Raw genomic sequence first — 20,758 nt, forward strand, 5'->3', positions numbered from 1 at the left:
GGAAATCCTTCCCCGCCCTCTACGACACTATTCGGGACGATCCCGGTGCCTTACCCAAGGTTGACAGAGAGGGCAGCCGCAGCGACGATCACGAGCTGGGATCCAGCCTTGGGAGCACCGGACACCATCACCAGCGATGGCCGGGCGTACATTCGGGCAATCGGCGGACACACCGACCTCACCCACGCGCACATAGCGAATCTCGGCTTTTGGGGCGGGAACACTGGCGGCCTCGCGTTCACCGGAACGGACCCGTCGAATATATTTGATTCCTCGATCGGTTCGGGCACCCCAGGAGCGGGGACGATCCCCAACGGCGCACCCGTGGTTGCCGGAGCGGACCTTGCTAAGATCTCCGAGGGAGCAGGCGAGCAACACACCCTTGCTTCCGCAACCGTTGACCATGTCACCGTGACAGGAAACGCTTACGGAATCTTCGCGAGCAATGCACACAATCTGACCGTTGACGATACCCAGATCACAGGAAGCCTCATCGACGGCCTCGCGTTGCACCAGTCGGTCACCGAAACCACCATCAGCAACACGACGTCGACATACAATTATGGCGACGGTTTCTCCTTGGACCGCTCCAGCAGCAATGCTCTCTATCACGATGACATTTCAGCGAACAACGGGCGTGACGGCTTCAACATTGACGGCCAACCTCTCGCCCTCGGCCCCGGCCCGGCAGGATTTGGCACCGAGGGATACGGGGGAAACCGAATCGTGAACAGCACCATTACGGGCAACACGCGAAACGGCATTGAAATCAGCGGCGGACAGAACGTGGAAGTGACAGCGTCTTCCATCGCTGGAAACGAGGACGGCATCCTCGTGGACCACGGCGCAGCCAACGTGCAGCTGACGAATAACACCCTCCAGGACCAACGCAACCGGGGCATCACGATCCGAGACGCCGGAACGTCATCGACCGTGACAGGAAACACCATCAGCGGCGGGGACACCGGCGTGTCCCTGCGGAATTCTGCTGCCTCCGTGACGGCGAATGTCGTGGCCGGAATCACCAACCACGGCATGGCCCTCCAAGGCGACACCAGCCAATCGCACATCACCGACAACACCGTATCCGGGACCGGCTCAACTGCGATCTGGTCCGAAACAACTGCCGCATCCTCAGGTGACAGCATTGTCGGGAACAACGACGTCCGGGGGTGGCACCCAGCACCCACACTCGCAACGGTCACGAACTGGGTGTTCCAACCCCTCACCTTCGTGTGGCTCTTCCTCGCCACACTCCTCGTCGGAAGCGCAGTCACCCGCAAACGACATCTACAACTTCGAAGCATCCATAGCCCATTCCCCGAGCAAGCCCAGCCATCCCGCAACATTGCCACCCGCGAAGGAACAAAAAACACCGAACACACGCCCGTTCCGGCCCGGAGGCTGCCATGAAGCACCCACCAGTCTTTCTGGTCTTGGTCCTGGCGATCGCCCTGCTGGCCGTTTTCGCCGTCCTCTACAGCGGCTGGCTGACCCAGGAAAATACCTCCTCGGGTGACCCAGGAGTTGCCACGGAACCGAGCCAGTTCGCCTCCGCCAGCCCGGCTGCCACGGCGCCAACCCGAAACGCGGGGTGCCCCACCAGTGCCGCCACAGTGATCGTGACCAGCGCCGCCGAGCTCACCCGGGCACTAGACCACCCGCAGCCTGGAACGGTTATCCAGCTCGCTGACGGCGTTTATTCCGGAAATTTCACCGCGTCCGGGCGAGGTAGCGCCGCGCTGCCCATCACCCTCTGCGGAACCAAGAGCAGCGTTCTGGACGGAGGTGATGACCGTCACGGGTATGTTCTGCACCTCCAAGACGCCGCATTTTGGGTTTTAGACGGTTTTACCGTCCGCAACGGGCAGAAGGGAGTGATGTTGGATGGGACCAGCAACACGGTCCTCCAGAACCTGACCGTTCAGCACGTGGGCGATGAAGCCATCCACCTGAGAGCCTTCAGCAGTGACAACACGCTAGTCGGCAATACGATTTCGGATACAGGGCTTTTCAAGCGCAAATTCGGTGAAGGCATCTACGTCGGCACTGCCGAAAGCAACTGGTGCACTATCAGCAACTGCGCCCCCGACACCAGCGACCGCAACGTCATCACCGGGAACACCATCTCCGGCACCACAGCGGAAAGCGTCGACATCAAAGAGGGAACAACCGGCGGCACCCTCAATCAGAACACCTTCGACGGTTCGATGATTGTGCAGTCTGCAGCCAATGCCTGGGTGAATGTCAAAGGCAACAATTGGACCATCGACTCCAACACGGGAACCAACTCACCCCAGGACGGCTTCCAAACCCACGAAATTCTCGACGGATGGGGAACCGGGAACATATTTCGTAACAACACCGCCAACGTCAACGGCCCCGGCTACGGATTCGCTCTCACGCCCGTCCGCGGCAACATCGTCGAATGCGGTGCGCAAAGCTCCAACGCCCAACACGGCCTTTCCAACGTGCCCTGCACGCCCATCTAGTCAAGCCCTTCTTTCCGCGTCCTGTCCGCACCGGACCCGAACGTAAACACGACGCCACCATCGAAGACCGGCTTCTGTCATCATCCAAGATGCCCCGCAGGTACCGTTCGCGGGCTCGCCGACGATCCTCATCGATGGCGTCGACGCGTTCCCGAGCGAAGGACGCACCAGCGACCTGGCCTGTGCGTCCAGTAATCCACTGGGTTACTCGAACGAGATCATCGTGAGCGCGGTTGTTAGCCCTCGCGGTCGGCCCTCAATTCGGCGAACCGTGCCAGGAAAGTGATGCCGATCCAGGCGGCCGAAGTGATGGCCGCCAGGGCGATGAGTGCCGGCATGACCGTTTTCCAGCCGCGACTCCGCATTCTCCCCATTGCCGAAGGCTAAAGTGCAACCCTGCGATTGTGCTGCCGTGGTGCTCGAGTCGCCTGCGAGATCTCTCATACCAAGCCATAATCATGCCGACAGCTGCGCGGTCGCCAGCACACGCTCCACACCCGAATTGATGTGATTGGGACCCCGTCAACGATGGGGTGTGGACGACGGGGACATCAGCGACTGGAGCAGCTGCGCAGCCTTCTCCGTCCCCCGGCTGGCGCGGATCGCTTTCCCGAGGCGTTCGGCCTCGCTCCGATATGCGTCATCGGCCAATACCTGTTCGATGACCGCGCGGATCTTCGCGGGGGGCGAGGACGATGGCAACATTGCCCCTGCCCCCTTTTCCTCGATTATGCGTCCGATGAGAACCTGATCGAACATGAGGTTGATCGGCAGGATGACTAGGGGTAGGTCGTGTGCCAGGGCAAGCATCGTGGTCGAGTGCCCGCCGTGCCCGACGACCAGGGAGACAGTGGGCATCACTTCGGCATGGGGGAGATAGCGGTGCAGTGCCGTGTTTGCGGGCGCCTGTAGTTCGTCGGGCTCTACTGCCGGGCCAGTCGTGACGAGCACCCGCACCGGGAGATCGCGGACGGCGTCGAGGACCTTTTGAAGCACCTGGGCTTGCCCGGCGACGTAGGTTGTGCTCAGGCTCACCAGGATCGTCGGCGTCGGTGGGACAGCCGGCGACGCGATATCCCGGGCAAGCTCCGTCAGCACCGGCCCCGTGTAGTTGAGCTTCACTGTCGAGCCCCGATGAGAGGGTCGGTCCAGTTCCTCGAGGGTTGCGACGATGACCAGGTCGGCTTCGGCCCACAGTCTTCGCGGACGCAGGCCGGTCATCCGTGCGACGGCCCCCGGGGCGCCGCTGGCCATCTTCCGATCGACGGCGTCGTAGAGGGAGTGCACGAGCACCGCTCGGCGAAGCCCCGCCTGTGCCGCAGAGTTCAACGCCCCGAAGAGCAGGCAGTCGATGACGACAAGATCAGGTGGCGCCTTCTTCACCTCTGCAAGCAGGTCGCGGCCGAGGCTGCGTCCGGTGATCAGGCGAAGAAAGCCGATGGCGTTTGAGGCGGCACCCCGTTTTCCCGTTGCGGTCCACGGGCCAGGTTTCCGGTAGGAGGCGAAGTCGAACCCCGCTCGCTCGAAGGCCGCGCGCTGCTGCTCCTGGCCGAGGAAGGACACCTTTTCACCTCGACGAAGCAATTCCTGCGCTATTCCTACCGCCGGAGCGACGTTTCCGCCGCCATCCCAGGTGACAAAAAGGACTCGAGACATTTCAGTTCCCTCATTCTCTCGGTGATGCGAGGATCGCATCCACTAGCTGCTGCATCCTCTGCTCGGTCAGTTCGCGGCTGAGGCCGCGATCGCGGCGCAGGAGTTTCCAGGTGTAGACATCCGTCGCAACAACCAGCAGGTCGGTGATGGCTGAATGCTCGGGGCTGGCTTGCTTGGCAAGCCGCAGGCCGAACACCGTCTCCACCCAATCGCGGTGAAGCTGCTTTCCCGGCATCGTGATGCCCCGGATGCGCTCGTCGGAGCCCTCCTGGCCGAGCAAGGCGATCACCCAATCGCCTCTGGTCTCGTAGTGATCGATGATCACCCGCACCGCTTCGGTAACGTCGCCCACCGGAGTGGCGCGTTCGGCCACGACCTCGGCACTGCCGAACTCGACGGCGGCATCAAAGAGGCCAGCGCGGCTCCCGAAATGGCGAAGGATCGTCTGCACGGTCACACCTGACCGGTGAGAGACATCGGCGAGCACGATTTCGACGGTCAGTTTCTCGGTCGCGAGTTCCAGCACGGCGCGCAGAATGCGCGCCCGGGTCTTGGCGACGCTGATCGAACGGTTGGTCATGGAGTAGTTGCGCTCAGAATTCATGTTAACCATAACTAACAACAATTGCGGGTGAATGTCAACGGCGTTCCCCAAGCGTTTGGTCTGTATCGAAGACCTCGGCGATCTGGATCTGTTGGTCACGGACAAGACCGGAACCTTGACCGAGGGGCGCATCAGCTTCACTGCTGCGATACCCGCCTACGGAACGATCACGGCCGAGGAGTTGTTTCGTCTGGGCTTGCTGGCGACGGAGACCGACTACACCAAAACTCATCCATCGATTGTGGGTCTCAACGCGTTGGATGCCGCCCTATGGCAGGGCCCAGAAGCAGCTTCTTTCGTCGTGGGCAGCACGCACCAGCTCGACCTTGTTCCGTTCGATCACGACCGGCGCATGACGAGCGTTCTCGTTGTCGACGCTGAGGGTACTCCCCGCCTGATCGCCAAGGGCTCAGCAGAGGACGTCTTCGGGCGCTGCTCGGACGTCTCGGCGGGCGCCCAGGCCATTCTCGACGCCCAGTACGAAGCGGGCGCGCGAGTGGTCGCGGTGGCGAGTCGTGTCGTAGCAGGCCTCGCCCTGATTGAAGCCGCCGACGAACAAGACTTGACGCTGGCCGGCTTTCTCGTCTTCGTGGACAAACCCAAAGCCGATGCGCGCGCATCCCTCGACCAGCTCGCCTCCCTCGGTATCGCCCTCAAGATCGCGACCGGCGATAATGCCAAAGTGGCCGAGAAGGTCTGCGCAGACCTGGGAATGATCTCCGGCGGCACCTTGACGGGCGAGAATATCGACGCCCTCAGCGACGACGAACTCGGGGAAGCCGCCCGCCGAGCGACCATCTTCGCCCGTGTGTCACCTGAGCAGAAAGCGCGGATCTTTGAACGACTTCGCGAGAAAGGACGTTCGGTCGCTTTCCTCGGCGACGGCGTCAACGACGCTCTGGCCCTTCATCGGGCCGACATTGGTATCTCCGTCGAGACTGCGGCCGACGTCGCTAAGGATGCTGCGGACGTGCTCTTGCTGGATAAGGACCTCAGCGTGCTCGCAAACGGCGTGATGGAGGGCCGCCGTATCTTCACTAACACGATCAAGTACGTACTGATGGGCACATCCAGTAACTTCGGCAACATGTTCAGCGCTTCCGTCGCATCGGTGGTCTTGTCCTTCCTTCCAATGCTCCCTGGCCAGATCCTCCTGAACAACCTGCTCTACGACGCCAGCCAGCTCGCGATCCCGAGCGACCGGGTCGACGAGGAACAGCTTCATGCACCCTCGCACTGGGACATCCGCTTCATCCGCCACTTCATGATTGTCTTCGGACCGATCAGCTCGCTCTTCGACTTCGCCACCTTCGCTCTCATGCTCTTCGTCTTCAGCGCGGCACCACCCGAGTTTCGATCAGGCTGGTTCATCGAGTCAATCGCTACGCAGACGCTCATCATTTTCGCGATTCGCACCCGCCGTGTTCCCTTCTTCCGTAGTCGTCCTTCGCTCGGGCTCACTCTGGCATCCCTCGGTGTGGTCTCTATCGGTGCCTGGCTGCCGTACTCACCGCTCTACGATGTGCTCGGATTTGCTCCGCTCCCGGCACCGTTCTTCCTGGCGCTGGTCGGAATGGTCGTTATTTACCTTGTACTCGTCGAGATCGCGAAACGATGGTTCTTCAGCCTTAGTGCCAAGCAGTCCGAACACCGCCCCGCCGAGCATCCCGTGCGCCGACGCAGCTACCCCCACCGTGTCGCACGACGCGCATCCCGCTTCACGTCGAGATCACCCCACGCGGGAAGCTGAATCGATGTGGATCGGGCCTTGCGAACCTCAAACGATTGGCCAGTGCTGGCGCTCGCCTGGCTCCAAGTGAAAGCAAGCCCTCGCCTAATTCGCCCTCATCCACATAGCGCTCGACGTGGCAGTCTTTCGCGGGCATCGACCTGCGGATCAGGTAGAGATCGACGTTGTCGAGCCCGAGCTTGTCCAGGCTCGCATCGAACGTATCGAACGCATCGAACGAGCACCTGACGCCGAAGTCCGGTCGTGGTTCCGGAGCAGGCGAACGTCTGGTTGCTCTGGTCGGTCGCGTGAGTTCTCGATCTGTGATCGGGCCAGCGGGCGCGGCCTGCGTCGATCGCAGATCGAGGAATTGCCAACGGTGAACTGAGACGATGCTATTTGGTGGGGGGCATCAGGACGGTGTCAATCAGGTACACGGTTGCGTTCTTGGTCTGAACTCCGCCGCAGATCACCGAGGCACCGTTGACCTTGAGGGTGTCTCCACTGCCGGTCACGGTGAGGCTGGCACCGTTGACGGTGGCGTGGGGGCCAGCGATCATGTCCGGGGCAAGTTGACCGGGAACGACATGGTAGGTCAGGATGCTGGTCAACGTCGCCGCTCCAGCAGGCGTTTTCAGGGTGGCGAGGGTGGCGGCATCGATTTTAGCGAACGCGGAATCCACCGGGGCGAAGATCGTGTACTGCGCCCCATCCAAAGTCTTTGCCAAGTTGACGGCCGGGTTCAGGGACCCGGAGACTGCTGCCGTCAGCGTCTTCAGGAGCGGGTTGTTCGACGCAGCGACAGTGACGGGCGAGGTGGACATTCCCGTCACTGAGCCAGGTCCGGTGGGAACTTCTTTGGCATACGCCGCGCACCCCGTGCCGACGAGCATCGCTGCAGAATCATTGCTCGGGCTTGCCATCGCACTTTGCGTTGGAGCCGGAGCGCTCGTGGTGGTACTCGCGCACGCTGATAGCCCGAGGGCAGCGGCAGCAGCAAGAGAGATGATGGTCAGTGTCTTACCTGTCTTGGACAACATGGAAATTCCCTTCGTCATGGTGCGTGGTTTGTGCTGCATGCGGTGAAGAAAACCGGATCTGTTCCCTATACGGAAACTACTTCTCGATTGCTTGCTCTCGCGGATGCACCCTTTCACGTTTCACACAGCAAATATTCAGGGAAGACACTTCAATTCACGTAGAAGAAACAGAGGGGGACCACCAGTTTTCATGGCCGCTCCTCCGTCGGGACGAGATAAAGCCATCGGGCCGACATCCCTATGAGCTCGGCGGGCTCGGACTAGGTGGCCTGGCGGTTCAGCGCAGGGGGGGTCCGGCTGACTGCGAGTACGGGGCCGAATGGGCGAGTCAGATCTCGCTGCTTTGAGACGTCTTCGGCGACCAAGTCGCGGTCGCGGCCATGATCGACCGCATCGTTCATCGCGCTGACGTCATCTCACCAAAATGGCGCCAGCTACCATCTCGAGAACAGCGGAGTCACCGCCCTGCCGTCCCCGAGGCCCGAGGCCCGAGGCCCGAGAACATCGTTCCTCGTTGTAGCCGGTCGTTGGCCCTGCAGCCGTGAGCTTCCCCTCCTGCCTTGACAGCCCGGTGAAGGGCTCTGTCGCCGTCACGCCCCGATCCGCAGCCTTGCAATTCATCGACGATGAACGTACCTACCGGGAGGCTCTTCATCGCCGTAAGCCGAACTCAGCGCAAATTGATGCACTTTCGACGCCAGCATCGCGGTTGCCTCTCAAAGAGCCGGATCACCACTACGCTCAAGCTACCGGGCGGTGGATTCCGGCTCGGGCGGGGTAGGAAAGTTCATTCCCAAAGCCTGCTTGAAGAACAAGAGGAGGTCCCCATGCCCAAAAAAGTCAAATGGCTGGAGTCGCCCGAGGCGCAGGACTACCCGAGCGCCGCGGACTACTTGCACCTGCTCCTGCAGGCTGAGAGCGTCGACGCCACCGTGCAGGCGCTCCAGGATACGCCGATCACCATTCAGAAGGCCAAGGACATTCTGCGGGCGGCGGGCCTACCGCTCCTTGATGTGACCAACCCCCACGTCGCCTCTGACTTGATGAAAATCCGGACTGGCGTGAAGCTCTCGCCGATTCTGCTCGTTCGTGGCAATCTCTCTTCGGCGGTGCCTGTACACATTGCAGACGGGTACCACCGGGTCTGTGCGACATATCACACCGATGAGAACACGAACATTCCCGTGCAGCTGGCCGACCTGATCTTGGGGAGGCCGGCCGTCCCCTAGTGGTGGTTTCGCGATGACATTCCAAACCCTGGCGATCATCTCGATCGTTGCGCTGCTCGGGCCTTTGCTGGCGATCCCGCGACGGTGGAATCTTCCGGTGACGCTGGGCGAGATCCTCGCGGGCATCCTCGTTGGCCATACGGGGCTTCGTCTGGTCGATTCGTCGGACCCATCGATCACGCTGTTGGCCAATGTCGGATTCGCTCTGATCATGTTCGTCGCCGGCTCACACGTGCCCGTGCGTGACGCGCAGATCCGCTCCGCACTGGGCACGGGCGCAGTTCGTGCGTTGTTCACCGGAGTCCTGGCGGTGGCGCTTGGTATTGGTGCCGCCGTCGTCTTCGGGAGCGCACACGCTCCCCTTTACGCGGTACTGATGGCATCGTCCTCGGCGGCACTCGTCTTGCCGGTGATTGATGCCCTGCGGCTGCGCGGAAACTCGGTGCTGCAACTCACTGCCCAGGTCGCCATCGCCGACATCGTCGCGATCATCGCCCTGCCTCTGGCGATCGATCCGCCCAACGCCGCCCGGGCGGCCCTCGGAGCGGGCGCCGTCGCTGCGGCCGCTGCGGTGCTCTACCTGACGTTGTCGCGTCTGGAGCGAAACGGCGCTCGATTGCGGTTGCATCGGCTCTCCGAGCAGCGCAAGTTCGCTCTCGAACTCCGCATCCAATTGGCGGTCTTGTTTGCGATGTCGGCTCTCGCGGTCTTCGGCCACGTCTCGATCATGTTGGCCGGGTTCTCCTTCGGACTGGTCGTCGCCGCTATCGGCGAGCCCCGCCGGCTAGCCAGACAGCTGTTCGCACTCGCGGATGGGTTCTTCGGACCACTTTTCTTCGTGTGGCTCGGCGCGTCTCTCAACCTCGGTGACCTCCTCACACACCCGCAGATGATTCTCCTGGGCCTCGCGCTCGGTGGTGGCGCCCTGCTCGCCCACGCCGCCACTCGGTTCCTCGGTCAGGAGCTGCCTCTGGGCTTGCTGTCTGCTGCCCAGCTCGGGGTTCCCGTCGCCGCGGCCACGATCGGTGAGCAAGCCCACCTACTCGTACCCGGTGAGGGCGCGGCCCTCCTCCTCGGCGCGCTCGTGACCATCGTCCTCTCCTCACTCGCGGGCGGGCGCGCCGCGAAGCGGCAGGCGAACATTTCTGCCGCACCTCCTGCGGCACCCTAGTCTCAGATCCAGCCGCGTCGGGAGGACGACGAGAGTTTACCAAAGAGCGCCTCGGCCGCAGCCCTGGACGTTTCCCACCTGCCGCCTCGCCAGCGACCCCGATCGCGCCCCCGTCTGTTGCTCCGGACTGCCCGATTCCAGGCAAACTAGAGTGCCACGGCGCGGATCACCTACGTTTCCTTTCGGCGGTCGAGGCGTTCTCACGAGTTTGGGCCTGCGAGTGTGTGTCAACTGGCTTGCAGGTGTCCACGCACGATCGTGTTCCCAGAGTGCGCGGGGTTCCCGTTGTTGGGTTGAGCTGAGATGTCGACGAGGGGATATTGGGTGAGGTCGACAGTATCGGGGATGTCGAAGCGGCCGGTGTTTCCGTCGAGCAGGCCGATGCTGATCAGTCCTGAGGCGTCTGCTTTGATCAGCCAGACCTCGCGTAGCGAGGTATCCGGGGTGGCGGGAGCCGTCAGGTCGACGGTCACGTTGCGGTGCCCGTCCGCGCTTTTCCTTAACCGACGCTTGGCCGTGTGCTTGCCAGCCGGGGAAGGGGGTGAGTTGCGCTTGGTAAATCACTGTTGGTGCGGCGGCCTGCTGAAGTGAGTCGAACCAGATGCCACCGGCCAGGCCCGCGATGAGGCCGACCAGCGCAGCTGCGAAGGAAACAGGTAGCCACAGACGGCGACGCGGTGCCAGGTCAACGAGTGTGCGAGCCCTCGTCGCGGTGAGATGATCCCTCGAAGTTCGGGTTTGGGCGGGCTCCGGGACATTGGTTGCCGCTGCGGGCGTTGCGCCGACGAATTGGTCACGTCGTGGTGTGCTCTTGACGGCGGCACTGAGTCCGAGAGCGCCATGAATCCGCTCCCAGACCGTTTCAGCAGGCTCGGTGAGGGACACGTTGCGCGCCGCCTGGCCGACAATCACGGTGTGCTGGAGAGAAAGGAGTTCGAGCGCGCACCCCGGACATCCCGTGAGGTGCTGGCGTTCAGCTGCGGTGAGGTCGGTCCCGGCCAGGGCGATGATGGCAAGGTTCTCGGGGTCAATGTGTGTCATCGCTCGCCTCCAATCGGTTACGTGCTCCGCTGAGGATTCGAAGAATGCGGTTCATCCCCGTGCCCGGGCTATTCGCACTCAAAGCGTCGACCGGCATGTTGCTTGTTCATGGTCCCCCCGTCGACGGTGGGCGCAGAACGATGTCAGGCACAGAATAGCCAGAAGCCCCCTTCAGGGAGCCACTGACAATACGTTCGGCCGTCGAAGGGATTTTGTGTCCTCGTGGCTCGGGTTGAGTCGGCGGCCATATGCACGTTTGGCCCACAGGAGACCGGTGGAGCTCACCCTGATGTATCGGGCGGATTTGGATCTAGTTTGTGTGCGTTGAAGCGGACACCTCCTGCGCTCGGATGGCAGAGCGCAGGAGGTGTCTGGGTGTTGCTTAGTGGTGGGCCTTGTCGAGCTTGACGGTCTGCACGGCGAGGGCGAGGTTGTTGTCAGCGAGGCTGCCCCACGCATACACGATGGTGTTCGTGCGCTTGGCAATGGTCACGTCGGCCGGACCGATCAGCGCTGCGGTCGTGCCGGTCGCGGCGACGGCCGCGCTGATCGTCCCCGTCGGGAGGGTCAGTTCGACCTCGTCGGGGTTGGTCAGGTCGGTGATCGCGGCGGCACCGTTGGCCAGGATATCGACAGAGGGTGCAGCGGCGACGTGGCGGACCGTGAGTCGACCCTTGCCCTTTCCGACGGGATCCGGGTTGTTCTGGAACAGGGTCGCCGTCGGCTCGCCGGCCTCGGTCAGGTGTGCGACCGCGGTGTAGTTGTTGCCGCTGCCCAGCTTCAGATCGATCGGGCCGATCACGGGATTGGAGGCGTCTTTGGCATCAGCGGCGGTGATGGCCACGGAATACGTGCCTGGGTCAAGGCTCAGAGTGTCCGAGAATGAACCGGGGGTGAAATTATCCAGGGTGAGTGCTCCGTTGACGTAAACGTCGACGGTGACGCCCGGGATTGCGTGGAACACGGTTAGTTCGGCGGGGCCGTTGTCCCCGTGGCTGTGGTTCTCATTGGCGTTGGCCGGCATGAATCCCGCGAGGGCGACGAGTACACCGACTACGGCGCCGACAGCGATGGTCTTGCGCATAGTTACCTCCTGCTAGTTGTAACGGGCGGGAAGCGTCATCGCCTCCCAGACTCTCTTCCGAGTGGACCTCCGATTTGGATGCACGCGACGCCAACAATTTTCTGGAACCCATCGGCTGGACCCTGGCTGGCGCTGCCAGCGCGAATCTTTCAGCCGAGTCCGCAGTGTCGTCCAGGGCAGCCAACTGCCCCTCGCCGGGTGCGATTCATATCACTTGGTCGATATTCCTGTCCCGTCGGTACGCCGGATCAACTTTCCAAACTCGGATTCTGACGCCAGCTGAGATCCAAAAAGTCGCGGCTGGGTAGGGACCTCTGACAAAGAGACAGGCGCGACCTGTGATCGGGCGGGAGGCTTGCGGTCGACATCGATCACAGATTCTGAACCCGCGGCGCCGTCGGCTATTTGGCTCCCGTGATGACCTCGCGGTGCGGATCAGCGCGGGTGATGCGGGCGCAGTGCACGTCCTCGCCCAGGATTCCTCCGCCGAGCGAGGACGTATGGAGTGATGATCGTGTGGGCTCCGAGCAAGGGAATTTCAACTGATTTGACGTGCAATGTCGTTGCGGACTTCTATGGAAACGCGAGCAGGACTACGAAGAAGACGGTTCCGGCGACGATGCAGTAAATCGCGAAAGGGGTGAGTGTTCTGGTCTCGAAGAAGCGCAGGAGGAATTTCGTGGCTAACCATGCGGCAACGGCCGAGCAGAGTGCACCGACGAGGAACGCGCCGCTCTGATCGGCCATCTGTGGGCTGAACAGTCCCGGGAGTTTCAGTGCGGCCGCGGCGCCGATGATGGGTGTGGCCAGTAGGAAACTGAATCGGGCAGCGGTTTCGTGGTTGAGTCCGGAGAGGAGCCCACCGACCATGGTTGATCCTGATCGGGATATTCCCGGTAGCAGGGCGGCCGTCTGCGCGACGCCGATTCCGAACGCCTGTTTCCAGGTGAGCTTGGCGATCGTGGTGTCGGACCTCTCGGTCTCGGACATTTGCGTGTTGGCCGAGCCCGCGGGGATGGGGCGTCCGCTCGCAACAGCATCAACGCTCACCCGTCCGGTCTGAGCCCGGTTCGGATGCCGTCGGAGGCGTTCTGCGGTCAGAAGAATGAGGCCGTTGAACACAAGGAATGCGGCAGCGATCAGTGGGGATGCGAAAAGGGACCGGAGGGGCTTCTCCAAGAGCAGGCCCACGATACCCGCGGGGATTGTTGCGGCGACGAGTAGCCAGGCGAGTTTCGCGTAGATGTCGTCAGGGCCGATTTTACGATCCCGGATGGAACGTCCGAACCCGCGGAAAACGCGGATCCAGTCCTTTATGAAGAAGAGGAAGAGAACGATAGCGGTAGCCAGATGGGTGGCAACGAGAAGCCCGAGGAACGCGGGGCTGCTTTGGTCGATGTTCCAGCCGAAGAGTGTGGGCAGGATGACACTGTGGCCAAGGCTGGAAATGGGGAACAATTCCGTGATCCCTTGCAGGAATCCCAGAATCGCCGCTTGAATCAAAGTGATCATATGAACAGGCTAGAGGTTCCGGTCACCTGACCCGACGTGCGCCGCCAATGATGACGTCAAGGGTTCCTCAACGTGAACGAAATAGAAAGACTGGGACGGTCTGGCCGGGCAGGTCCCGATCTGGTCGGTACCCGGGCCCCTTCGATTCCCTACCTCGGTGGATCCACAATCGGTGGCGGGGCATCCGTACCGAGGGCTCGTTTTCGGTTCTCTTGACTAAGGTCGGTGAGGGCCTCCAATTCGTCGTCCGACGCACCTTCCAACGCGATGAGTCGGTCGTCGGCAGTTGGCTGGGCGCGTAGCAACTCGTCGAGCTTGCGCTAGGTGACCGCTTGTTGTCGTGCTTGCGTGTGTTGGATTGCGAAGACCATCACGACGGTCACAGATGAACTCGCAATGTAAAGGACGTTCTCCCACCAGGGAGGAAATTCCGCCGCTATCCCGACCGCGACCCACACGACGAGCGCACTTCCGGCAACCAATCCCGCTGCGGCGTGTTCACTCACTGTGCCGATATTGTGCAAGACCCGGCTACTCCACCGTTTGTCGGGCACGCTCGTCCAGTCGTTCCGTGTCATTTCGCGAGATCGGTCCAGCCGATTCTGGTGGCCCGCGTTGATTGATTCGTTGCCGTTAGCCGCATTCTCCACGCTCGAGAGACTAGGCGTTGTTCCCATCAAAACAACTGTTGACTCGACGCGCAAACCCGGTGGTGCGAGGCACTGATTCGGCTGGTCGAAAGTGTTGCGCAACCGTGCGTGTTTGATCCGGCGACGGTCCTGCCCGGCAGTTCGCCGAGTCGTGGCCGTGACCTGTTTCGGTGGACGGTTCATCGAGGAGACAACGGCGAAGGATTTCACAGCGTCGACACCGTGGGTGGACCAAGAATCGATTCCGTGCCGTTTCCACTTCAATCAGCGTGCTGTGTTGCGACGAGAGCGAGCGGGACGAGTTATGGGTGGTCGGCGTCCGGCATTTCGGGTGGAGGTGTGCGTGTCGGCGACGGCTCGCTGTGTGCAAAGGAGAGCACGATTCCGATTGCGATGAGGGTGGTGAGGAGGGCGGTGCCCCCAGCAGAAATGAGGGGGAGGGGCACGCCGAGGACAGGGATGAATCCGAGGACGACGCCCATGTTGACGAGTGCTTGACCGATGATCCAGACCATGACGGCGGCAGTACTGACTTTGGCTTGAGGGCTGGTGGTGGCGTTCATGATGCGGAGGAAGGCGATGGCCAGCAGGACGAAAAGGCCCAGCACCACGACTGCGCCGATGAGACCGAGTTCCTCGCCGATGATCGCGAAGATGTAGTCGTTGTCCGCGGCTGGAAGCCAGGACCATTTCGCTTTGGAGTTCCCGAGTCCAACGCCGAAGATGCCGCCCGACGCGAGGGCCCACGTGCCGTGCAAGGGTTGCCAGCATGCGGCGGAGATCGTGCCGGTTGAGCCGTCGCAGCCGGTGCCGAAGAAGCTCAGTATCCGGGCCATCCGGTTTCCGCTGGCCATGGCCGCAGCCAGGGCGCCAAGGGCGCCGATGCCCAAGGGGATGGCGAGCATGCGTAGTTTTACGCCGGCGAAGAAGAGGGAGCCAAAGAGGATGCCGGCGAGGATTACTGTTGTCCCCAGATCGCCGCGGATCATGACGAGCATGACGGCCGTGCCGCCGATGCCGAAAACGGGCACGAGGACGTGGCGCCAGTCGTCGAGGTGATCTTTCTTCTGTGCCAGAAGCATGCCCAGCCAGATGACGAGGGCGACTTTGATGGCTTCAGATGGCTGGAATTGGAAACTGCCAATGGACAGCCAGTTGGTGTTCCCGGCCACGGTCACACCTAGCGGGGTGAAGACGAGCAACTGAACGAGGCAAGTAGCGATGAGCGTCGGCCAAGCGATACGTTGCCAGAACTTCAACGGCATCCGGCTGAGTACGAGCATCAATGGGACGCCGACCAGGGCGATGGCACCTTGATGAAGCACAACGCCGAAGAAGCCCTCGTGAGCAACAAAGGAATCTACTGATGACGAAGACAGGACCATGATCAAGCCCAAGATGACCAAGAACAGCGTCGTTCCCAGGAGCAGAAAATAGTTCGGGGATTCTGAGCGGATCAAACGGCCCACGCTAATGCGCGTTGACTGTGACGGTCTATTTGACGGAACCCTGTGGTCGGTCTTTGAACGTGGCGCACGGGTCGGGTTGCGCGAACTCATCACGAACCGAGCCCCTTCTCAGGGGACGTCGCGGAGGTGGAATTTAGTGTGGATTGAACACAATTGCTCGGTACTTCACATACGGTCATATGCGGGGAGTGTCCTGCCGGGTGTGGGATCAGATCAGAGTGCGCGGCAATGGGCTGGGGCGCCACCACGACACTACTGAGGGAATCCAGAACCGCTCGTTCATCCCACTCGTGTCGCGTCGGGTCGCATGTCTCTCCCAGATTGTGCCTGCTCGGAAATCTCTGCTGAAAAAGCCTCGTCGACGTTGAGCTCGACCGACAAGGGGCCGTGGAGGTGCGCAGGCTGCCTGTATCGCCGGCTCGGACAAGACAGTTCACGGCGTTGGCGGTCGCCGTTTTTCGATTCGTCGACTTGCCCGTGCACTGCGGAGCGGAATGAACGGCTACTCGCGGCGGGGCCAAAGTCTTTCCCGATGTTGGCGCTCGAGATTGCCCCCGGGCGCCCGTTCCCATCTTCTGCAGTAGGGATTCCCCACTGGAAACGTTTCGTTTCCATACTGAATGCCGCGTTTGTGTCCCATCGGGGAGCTGCAATCTGACGACCATGGACGCCATTTGTGAACTCCCGTGTTGAACACGCCATCAAACAACGCTGATTCTGATCCGGCGACACTCGTCATTCCCCGTTTGGTGGGTTTGGCGGGCTTCCTGTGAGATTGCGCTGGTCGAGGAGCACTTTCACAGGAATCTCCGGTCACTGCTGGCATACAGTCTGCCCTGCTTGACCTCCTCGCGGAACTCAACCTCACCCATGTCCCCGACCGCATCCGCGTCGCGACCAAAACCCTCTGCCAAGAACTCATCGATGAGGAGGCCACCGCCCTCATCGGTGTCGGCCGTTTCGAGCGTTCCGAAGACCGCACCACCCAGCGGAACGGCTCCCGCCCGCGCGTGCTGTCGACGGCGGTCGGGGACCTGCACCTGAAGATCCCCAAGCGGCGCCAGGGTTCATTCTTCCCCGCGCTCCTCGAGCGCCGCCGCCGGGTGGACCAGGTCCTGTTCGTCGTCGTCATGGAGGCTTACCTCCACGGCGTTTCGACCAGGAAGGTCGACGACCTGGTCAAGGCCCTCGGCGCGGACACCGGGATCTCCAAGTCAGAAGTGTCACGGATTTGCGCGTCTGGACCGGGAAGTCGCCGCGTTCCGCGACCGGGACCTCGGCGAGACCGGGTACCCCTACGTGTTCCTCGATGCCACGTATTGCAAGGCTCGCGTCAACCACCGCGTGATCTCCCAAGCCATGGTCGTCGCGATCTGGGTTGCCGCCGACGGGCGCCGTGAGGTCCTCGGCTTCGACGTCGGTTACAGCGAGACGGAGGCGTTCTGGACGAGCTTCCTCCGCTCGCTGAAGACCCGCGGTCTCGACGGCGTCGAGCTCGTGATCTCCGACGCACTGAGCTGCTGCGGAGATTTCGGACAGCGGACCTGGTGGTTTCTTCTACGCTGCTAGGGCTGTTGATAACCATGGTGGACTTCGTTGGGTATACGGTAACCGAGCGCTGAGTGCCGGCGTCGGCTGTTGTAGAAGCCTTCGATGTAGCGGATGACGTCGTTGCGAGCTTGGCTTTTTCTCGCGTACACGGTCCGGTAAATGCGTTCGTTCTTCAGTATTGAGAAGAACGATTCCGCAATGTTGTTGTCGCAGCATACGTCCGTATGGTGCCAACATTGTGAGTCATCCCGGCATGGGAGATCGTTTTGCGGGCTGGTGGGGTGCCCTCTGCCCGCTGTGGATCGGGCAGAGGGCCGTTGTTTAGTGTCCGCTGGTGTTGATTTTGCCGTTGACGCCGTCGGGGAAGAATCCGCCGGAGGTGGCCTTGTTGGGGGTGAGGTAGGCGATGTTGAGGACTTGGCCGGGGGTGCGGCTGAAGGCGAGCGCGTTCGCGTCCGTGGGGACCAGGTTGGACTTGTCGGCTGTGCCGATGCCTTGGTCAAGGTCCGTGGGCCCGTCGAGGCTGTCTCGGGCGTCGGAGATTTTCTGGACGGTCGGGTAGATCGATGGGGTCTCCACGCCGAGGGAGTAGAGGGTGGTTCGGATGATGCCTGCGTGGTAGGCCTCAACGGCGAGGAGGCCGGCCGCGGCTTCCAGGTAGGTTTTGTTGCTGATGAGGGGTGCGGCGCCTTTGTAGGCGGTCACGCCGACGTCTTCGAAGATGAAGGCGCCGAAGAGGAAGTTGACTTCGTTCTCGAACACGTCGAAGGTTTCGCCGGGGCCGATGAGTCCAGCGGCGAGGGCTGCGGCGGTGAAGCTGTCATCGAGGTTGAGCGTGGGCCGGGACACTGCGGCGCCACCGAGTGCGCTCCGGAGGAAGGCGACGTGGGATTTCTCGTCCGCCGCGATTTCTTGCGCGTACTTACGGATTGCAGGGGTGTCGAAGGGCACGGCGTAGCCGCCGCTGACGTCTCCTTGCTGGCCGCGCCCGGTGATCATGTCATCGGGCAGTCCGTTACCTGTCACGGCTTGGAGGTAGAACTCCGCCTCGAGGTATTCCAGGTTCAGGGCGAAGTTCAAAATTGCTGAATCGCTGGGCGCACCACCGTCATCTTTTCGTTCGGTGGCCAGGGCGGGTTGACCGGCGAGGAGCACCGCTGATCCGACACCGAATCCGGCGACGCCTGCTGCCTGGAAGAAGCGGCGCCGGTCTAGGGCGTTTTCCGCGCTTCTGCTGATCGCGTTGGTAATGAACTTGTGCTCGAACATGAACGCTTCTCCAACCATCTCGTGTGCTCATGGCGGGCCGGGACCCCTGTCCGCACCCGAAACAGCATGGTGCGTCCAACCTCGCATCACAGCCTGAATGACTCCGACCCAGCGAACGTTACGCTCCGCCAGTGCGGCTTAGGGGCTCGCACAGGAATTAGTTTCAGGATACTGAAAACATCAAATAGGCGGCCCTCTCGGCCGGTCGGCCCAGCACCGGCTGCAACCCACCATGGTCCCAGCCTGACGTTCGCGGGAGAATTTATTCGGTTGCCCGGGGCCGGTCGATGTCGGGGTATACGATGCGTTCACTCATTTTTTGTCACAGGGAGGACACCACATAATGCTGGGCAATTTGACTGGATGGCATTTCCTGATCATTCTGGTGATCATTTTGCTGCTCTTTGGCGCACCCAAACTTCCCGGGCTTGCCCGGAGCTTGGGTCAGTCGATGAAGATTCTCAAAAGCGAAATCAGAACGGAACCAGAAGACGACAAACCCGTTTCGTCAGCTGTCACTCCTGAGCCGCGCATTGAGCCCGCCAAGCAGACGGGCGCCACTGGGCCGTCTTCGATGCCGTAACCGTCGTGGTCCTGGGCGCCCGGTCTCGGCCCGCCCCCGCGGGGCGGATGACTTTGGGCCAGCATCTTCTGGAACTACGTAAACGCCTGTTCCTCGCAGCGGCCGGGATTCTGCTCGGCGCCATCGTGGGCTGGTTACTCTCCGGCTTCGTCTGGGGCGCGCTCCGGGAACCGATCGATGCCATCGTGCACGCCCAACACCGAAACGCTCAAATCAACTACCCCGATATCACCTCCGCTTTCGACCTGAAGCTGAAAATATCGGTCTACGTGGGCCTGATCGTGTCCAGCCCAGTCTGGCTCTACCAAACCTTCGCGTTCCTGATGCCCGGCCTCACTCGCACAGAAAAGCGGTACACGTTCGCCTTCTTCTTCACCGCCATTCCCCTGTTTCTGGCTGGCTGCGCGGCGGGATGGTATGTCCTTCCCCACGTCGTGGAACTCATGACCGGATTCGCACCCACCCAAGACGCGGCTTTCATCAACGCCCAAAACTACTTCGACTTCGTCCTCAAACTCGTCGTCGCTATCGGGATCGCTTTCGTGCTCCCAGTGTTCCTGGTACTGCTGAATTTCGCTGGCGTGATCAGCGCCCAGTCCATCATCAAGTCCTGGCGAATCGCAACGCTCATCATCATCTTGTTCACTGCCATTGCGACCCCGGCCGCCGATGTCATCTCCATGTTCCTGCTCGCCATCCCCATGGTCCTGCTCTACTTCACCGCGTACGGCATCGCCGCCCTTCACGATCGTCGCATCGCCAAACGTGCCCAAAACCTCGAGGAAGGGCTCACCGCCTGACGCGGCGGCCTGCGCTCAACGAGCGTCGCTTGTCCCGGAAATGTCGGGTCCTGAGGGTTCGGTCGCTGGCGGTGTGATCACGGGTTCCTGCTGGACGACATCTTCCGCTCCCGTTGGCGAAGCGAGCGGATCGTCGGTGGGGGGCTGCACCTGGCTGGGGCTGTGTGGCGGCGCATCGTCACTGTCCAGGAGTGCCTCACGGATGATCCGGCGGGGGTCATACTTGCGGGGATCGTACTTCTTCCAGTCGACGTCATCGAAGTCAGGGCCCATCTCATCCCGTAGCCGATCCGATGCCCCGGACGCTAACACCCGCAGCTGCCGCACTACGCGGCCCAACATGGCCGCGTAATGCGGAAGCTTTTCCGGGCCCACCAAAAAAACTGCCACCACCCCAACCAGCAACAACTTCTCCAACGTCAAACCAAACATGCGCACACAATAGCCCGACCAGCCATGCCAAGGGGCCGGCAGCGATTCGTTCCACATTTCTCTTTAAAATGAGCTGCTGCGCGTTGACTGCTCTGCAGCAGCGCAGTTCTCGATTCCGGGAAGCGCAAAGAAAACATCCATTCCGTTGTCGGATCTTTCGGAAGTTCTACTGCCACCGGATTGCCTTTGCCCTCGCCCTCCGCTTCCACGTGCATTCAACCGATTTCTTTACGCCATTAATCCCGCACGAGCGTCGCCCGCTCACCGAGGTCTACGAAGGAGGGCGGCCGGTGCTGCCTCCTGCGGTTAACCGCAGTTGTTGCCTCACGACGGCTGAAAACCCACACGCCACGACATCCGGCCTAGGCTCAGCGGAAGATGTCAACCTGTATGAGTCATATTCTCTAGGCGGTCATTGAGTTCGTTCCTGCTTTCTCGGGTTCGTT

Annotated in this window: 16 protein-coding genes and 3 pseudogenes; 8 read left to right on the plus strand and 11 right to left on the minus strand. The window is 61.6% G+C overall.

What is annotated here, in order from left to right; all coding sequences use genetic code 11:
• A partial coding sequence (locus QN350_RS14495; RefSeq protein ID WP_323516843.1) for a right-handed parallel beta-helix repeat-containing protein occupies positions 1 to 1,413 on the plus strand: 1,413 nt, incomplete at its 5' end.
• Positions 1,410 to 2,492, plus strand: coding sequence for a right-handed parallel beta-helix repeat-containing protein (locus tag QN350_RS14500; RefSeq protein WP_322135501.1), 1,083 nt, complete (start codon positions 1,410 to 1,412; stop codon positions 2,490 to 2,492). The genes QN350_RS14495 and QN350_RS14500, both read left to right, overlap by 4 nt.
• A gap of 522 nt (positions 2,493 to 3,014) precedes the next feature.
• On the opposite strand, the gene QN350_RS14505 is transcribed toward QN350_RS14500, so the two are convergent.
• Positions 3,015 to 4,055, minus strand: coding sequence for a glycosyltransferase (locus tag QN350_RS14505; RefSeq protein ID WP_322137451.1), 1,041 nt, complete (start codon positions 4,053 to 4,055; stop codon positions 3,015 to 3,017).
• 103 nt (positions 4,056 to 4,158) lie between these two features.
• Complete coding sequence (locus QN350_RS14510) at positions 4,159 to 4,752, minus strand: TetR/AcrR family transcriptional regulator (protein ID WP_322135503.1); 594 nt, start codon at positions 4,750 to 4,752, stop codon at positions 4,159 to 4,161.
• A 31-nt stretch (positions 4,753 to 4,783) separates the two neighbouring features.
• On the opposite strand from QN350_RS14510, the gene QN350_RS14515 reads away from it, so the two are divergent.
• Positions 4,784 to 6,502 carry an HAD-IC family P-type ATPase gene (locus QN350_RS14515; RefSeq protein ID WP_322137450.1) on the plus strand — a complete coding sequence of 573 codons (1,719 nt, stop codon included), beginning with the start codon at positions 4,784 to 4,786 and terminating at the stop codon, positions 6,500 to 6,502.
• Positions 6,503 to 6,876: 374 nt separating this feature from the next.
• Here the strand turns inward: QN350_RS14515 and QN350_RS14520 are convergent, their stop codons facing one another.
• On the minus strand, positions 6,877 to 7,521 hold the full coding sequence (locus tag QN350_RS14520) for a fasciclin domain-containing protein (protein ID WP_322137288.1): 645 nt from the start codon (positions 7,519 to 7,521) through the stop codon (positions 6,877 to 6,879).
• An 827-nt stretch (positions 7,522 to 8,348) separates the two neighbouring features.
• Between QN350_RS14520 and QN350_RS14525 the strand changes: the two genes are divergently transcribed.
• Both QN350_RS14525 and QN350_RS14530 read left to right on the plus strand, forming a co-directional pair.
• Positions 8,349 to 8,750, plus strand: coding sequence for a hypothetical protein (locus QN350_RS14525; RefSeq protein WP_322135505.1), 402 nt, complete (start codon positions 8,349 to 8,351; stop codon positions 8,748 to 8,750).
• Between the two features lie 13 nt (positions 8,751 to 8,763).
• Entirely contained in the window at positions 8,764 to 9,921 is a 1,158-nt protein-coding gene (locus QN350_RS14530; protein ID WP_322137449.1) for a cation:proton antiporter, read from the plus strand.
• A gap of 227 nt (positions 9,922 to 10,148) precedes the next feature.
• Here the strand turns inward: QN350_RS14530 and QN350_RS14535 are convergent.
• The 5 genes and pseudogenes from QN350_RS14535 to ftsW all read right to left on the minus strand — a co-directional run.
• Positions 10,149 to 10,403 (minus strand): annotated as a pseudogene (locus QN350_RS14535) (anti-sigma factor domain-containing protein); the annotation flags it as partial.
• Between the two features lie 941 nt (positions 10,404 to 11,344).
• Positions 11,345 to 12,046, minus strand: a complete 702-nt coding sequence (locus QN350_RS14540) for a DUF4397 domain-containing protein (protein WP_322137448.1) — start codon at positions 12,044 to 12,046, stop codon at positions 11,345 to 11,347.
• 573 nt (positions 12,047 to 12,619) lie between these two features.
• Positions 12,620 to 13,558, minus strand: a complete 939-nt coding sequence (locus tag QN350_RS14545) for an undecaprenyl-diphosphate phosphatase (protein WP_134562158.1) — start codon at positions 13,556 to 13,558, stop codon at positions 12,620 to 12,622.
• 320 nt (positions 13,559 to 13,878) lie between these two features.
• Positions 13,879 to 14,418, minus strand: coding sequence for a hypothetical protein (locus QN350_RS14550; protein WP_322137447.1), 540 nt, complete (start codon positions 14,416 to 14,418; stop codon positions 13,879 to 13,881).
• A 92-nt stretch (positions 14,419 to 14,510) separates the two neighbouring features.
• Complete coding sequence (gene ftsW / locus QN350_RS14555; RefSeq protein ID WP_322137446.1) at positions 14,511 to 15,677, minus strand: putative lipid II flippase FtsW; 1,167 nt, start codon at positions 15,675 to 15,677, stop codon at positions 14,511 to 14,513.
• A gap of 824 nt (positions 15,678 to 16,501) precedes the next feature.
• Between ftsW and QN350_RS14560 the strand changes: the two are divergent.
• A pseudogene (locus QN350_RS14560) lies at positions 16,502 to 17,189 on the plus strand (IS256 family transposase); the annotation flags it as partial.
• A 53-nt stretch (positions 17,190 to 17,242) separates the two neighbouring features.
• Here the strand turns inward: QN350_RS14560 and QN350_RS14565 are convergent.
• Positions 17,243 to 17,452 (minus strand): annotated as a pseudogene (locus tag QN350_RS14565) (integrase core domain-containing protein); the annotation flags it as partial.
• A gap of 97 nt (positions 17,453 to 17,549) precedes the next feature.
• Positions 17,550 to 18,497, minus strand: coding sequence for a ferritin-like domain-containing protein (locus QN350_RS14570; RefSeq protein ID WP_322137445.1), 948 nt, complete (start codon positions 18,495 to 18,497; stop codon positions 17,550 to 17,552).
• Between the two features lie 343 nt (positions 18,498 to 18,840).
• On the opposite strand from QN350_RS14570, the gene tatA reads away from it, so the two are divergent.
• Together tatA and tatC are read left to right on the plus strand one after the other, a co-directional pair.
• Positions 18,841 to 19,080 (plus strand): Sec-independent protein translocase subunit TatA, encoded by a 240-nt coding sequence (gene tatA / locus QN350_RS14575; RefSeq protein WP_134558614.1) that lies wholly within the window; start codon positions 18,841 to 18,843, stop codon positions 19,078 to 19,080.
• Between the two features lie 5 nt (positions 19,081 to 19,085).
• Positions 19,086 to 19,880, plus strand: a complete 795-nt coding sequence (gene tatC / locus QN350_RS14580; protein ID WP_416172992.1) for a twin-arginine translocase subunit TatC — start codon at positions 19,086 to 19,088, stop codon at positions 19,878 to 19,880.
• Positions 19,881 to 19,895: 15 nt separating this feature from the next.
• Here tatC and QN350_RS14585 read toward each other — a convergent pair whose 3' ends face one another.
• Positions 19,896 to 20,369 (minus strand): Sec-independent protein translocase TatB, encoded by a 474-nt coding sequence (locus QN350_RS14585; RefSeq protein WP_416172991.1) that lies wholly within the window; start codon positions 20,367 to 20,369, stop codon positions 19,896 to 19,898.
• Positions 20,370 to 20,758: the final 389 nt, after the last annotated feature.

The organism is Cryobacterium sp. 10I5, from assembly GCF_035019865.1.
In the GTDB taxonomy this organism is placed as follows: Bacteria; Actinomycetota; Actinomycetes; order Actinomycetales; family Microbacteriaceae; genus Cryobacterium; species Cryobacterium breve_A.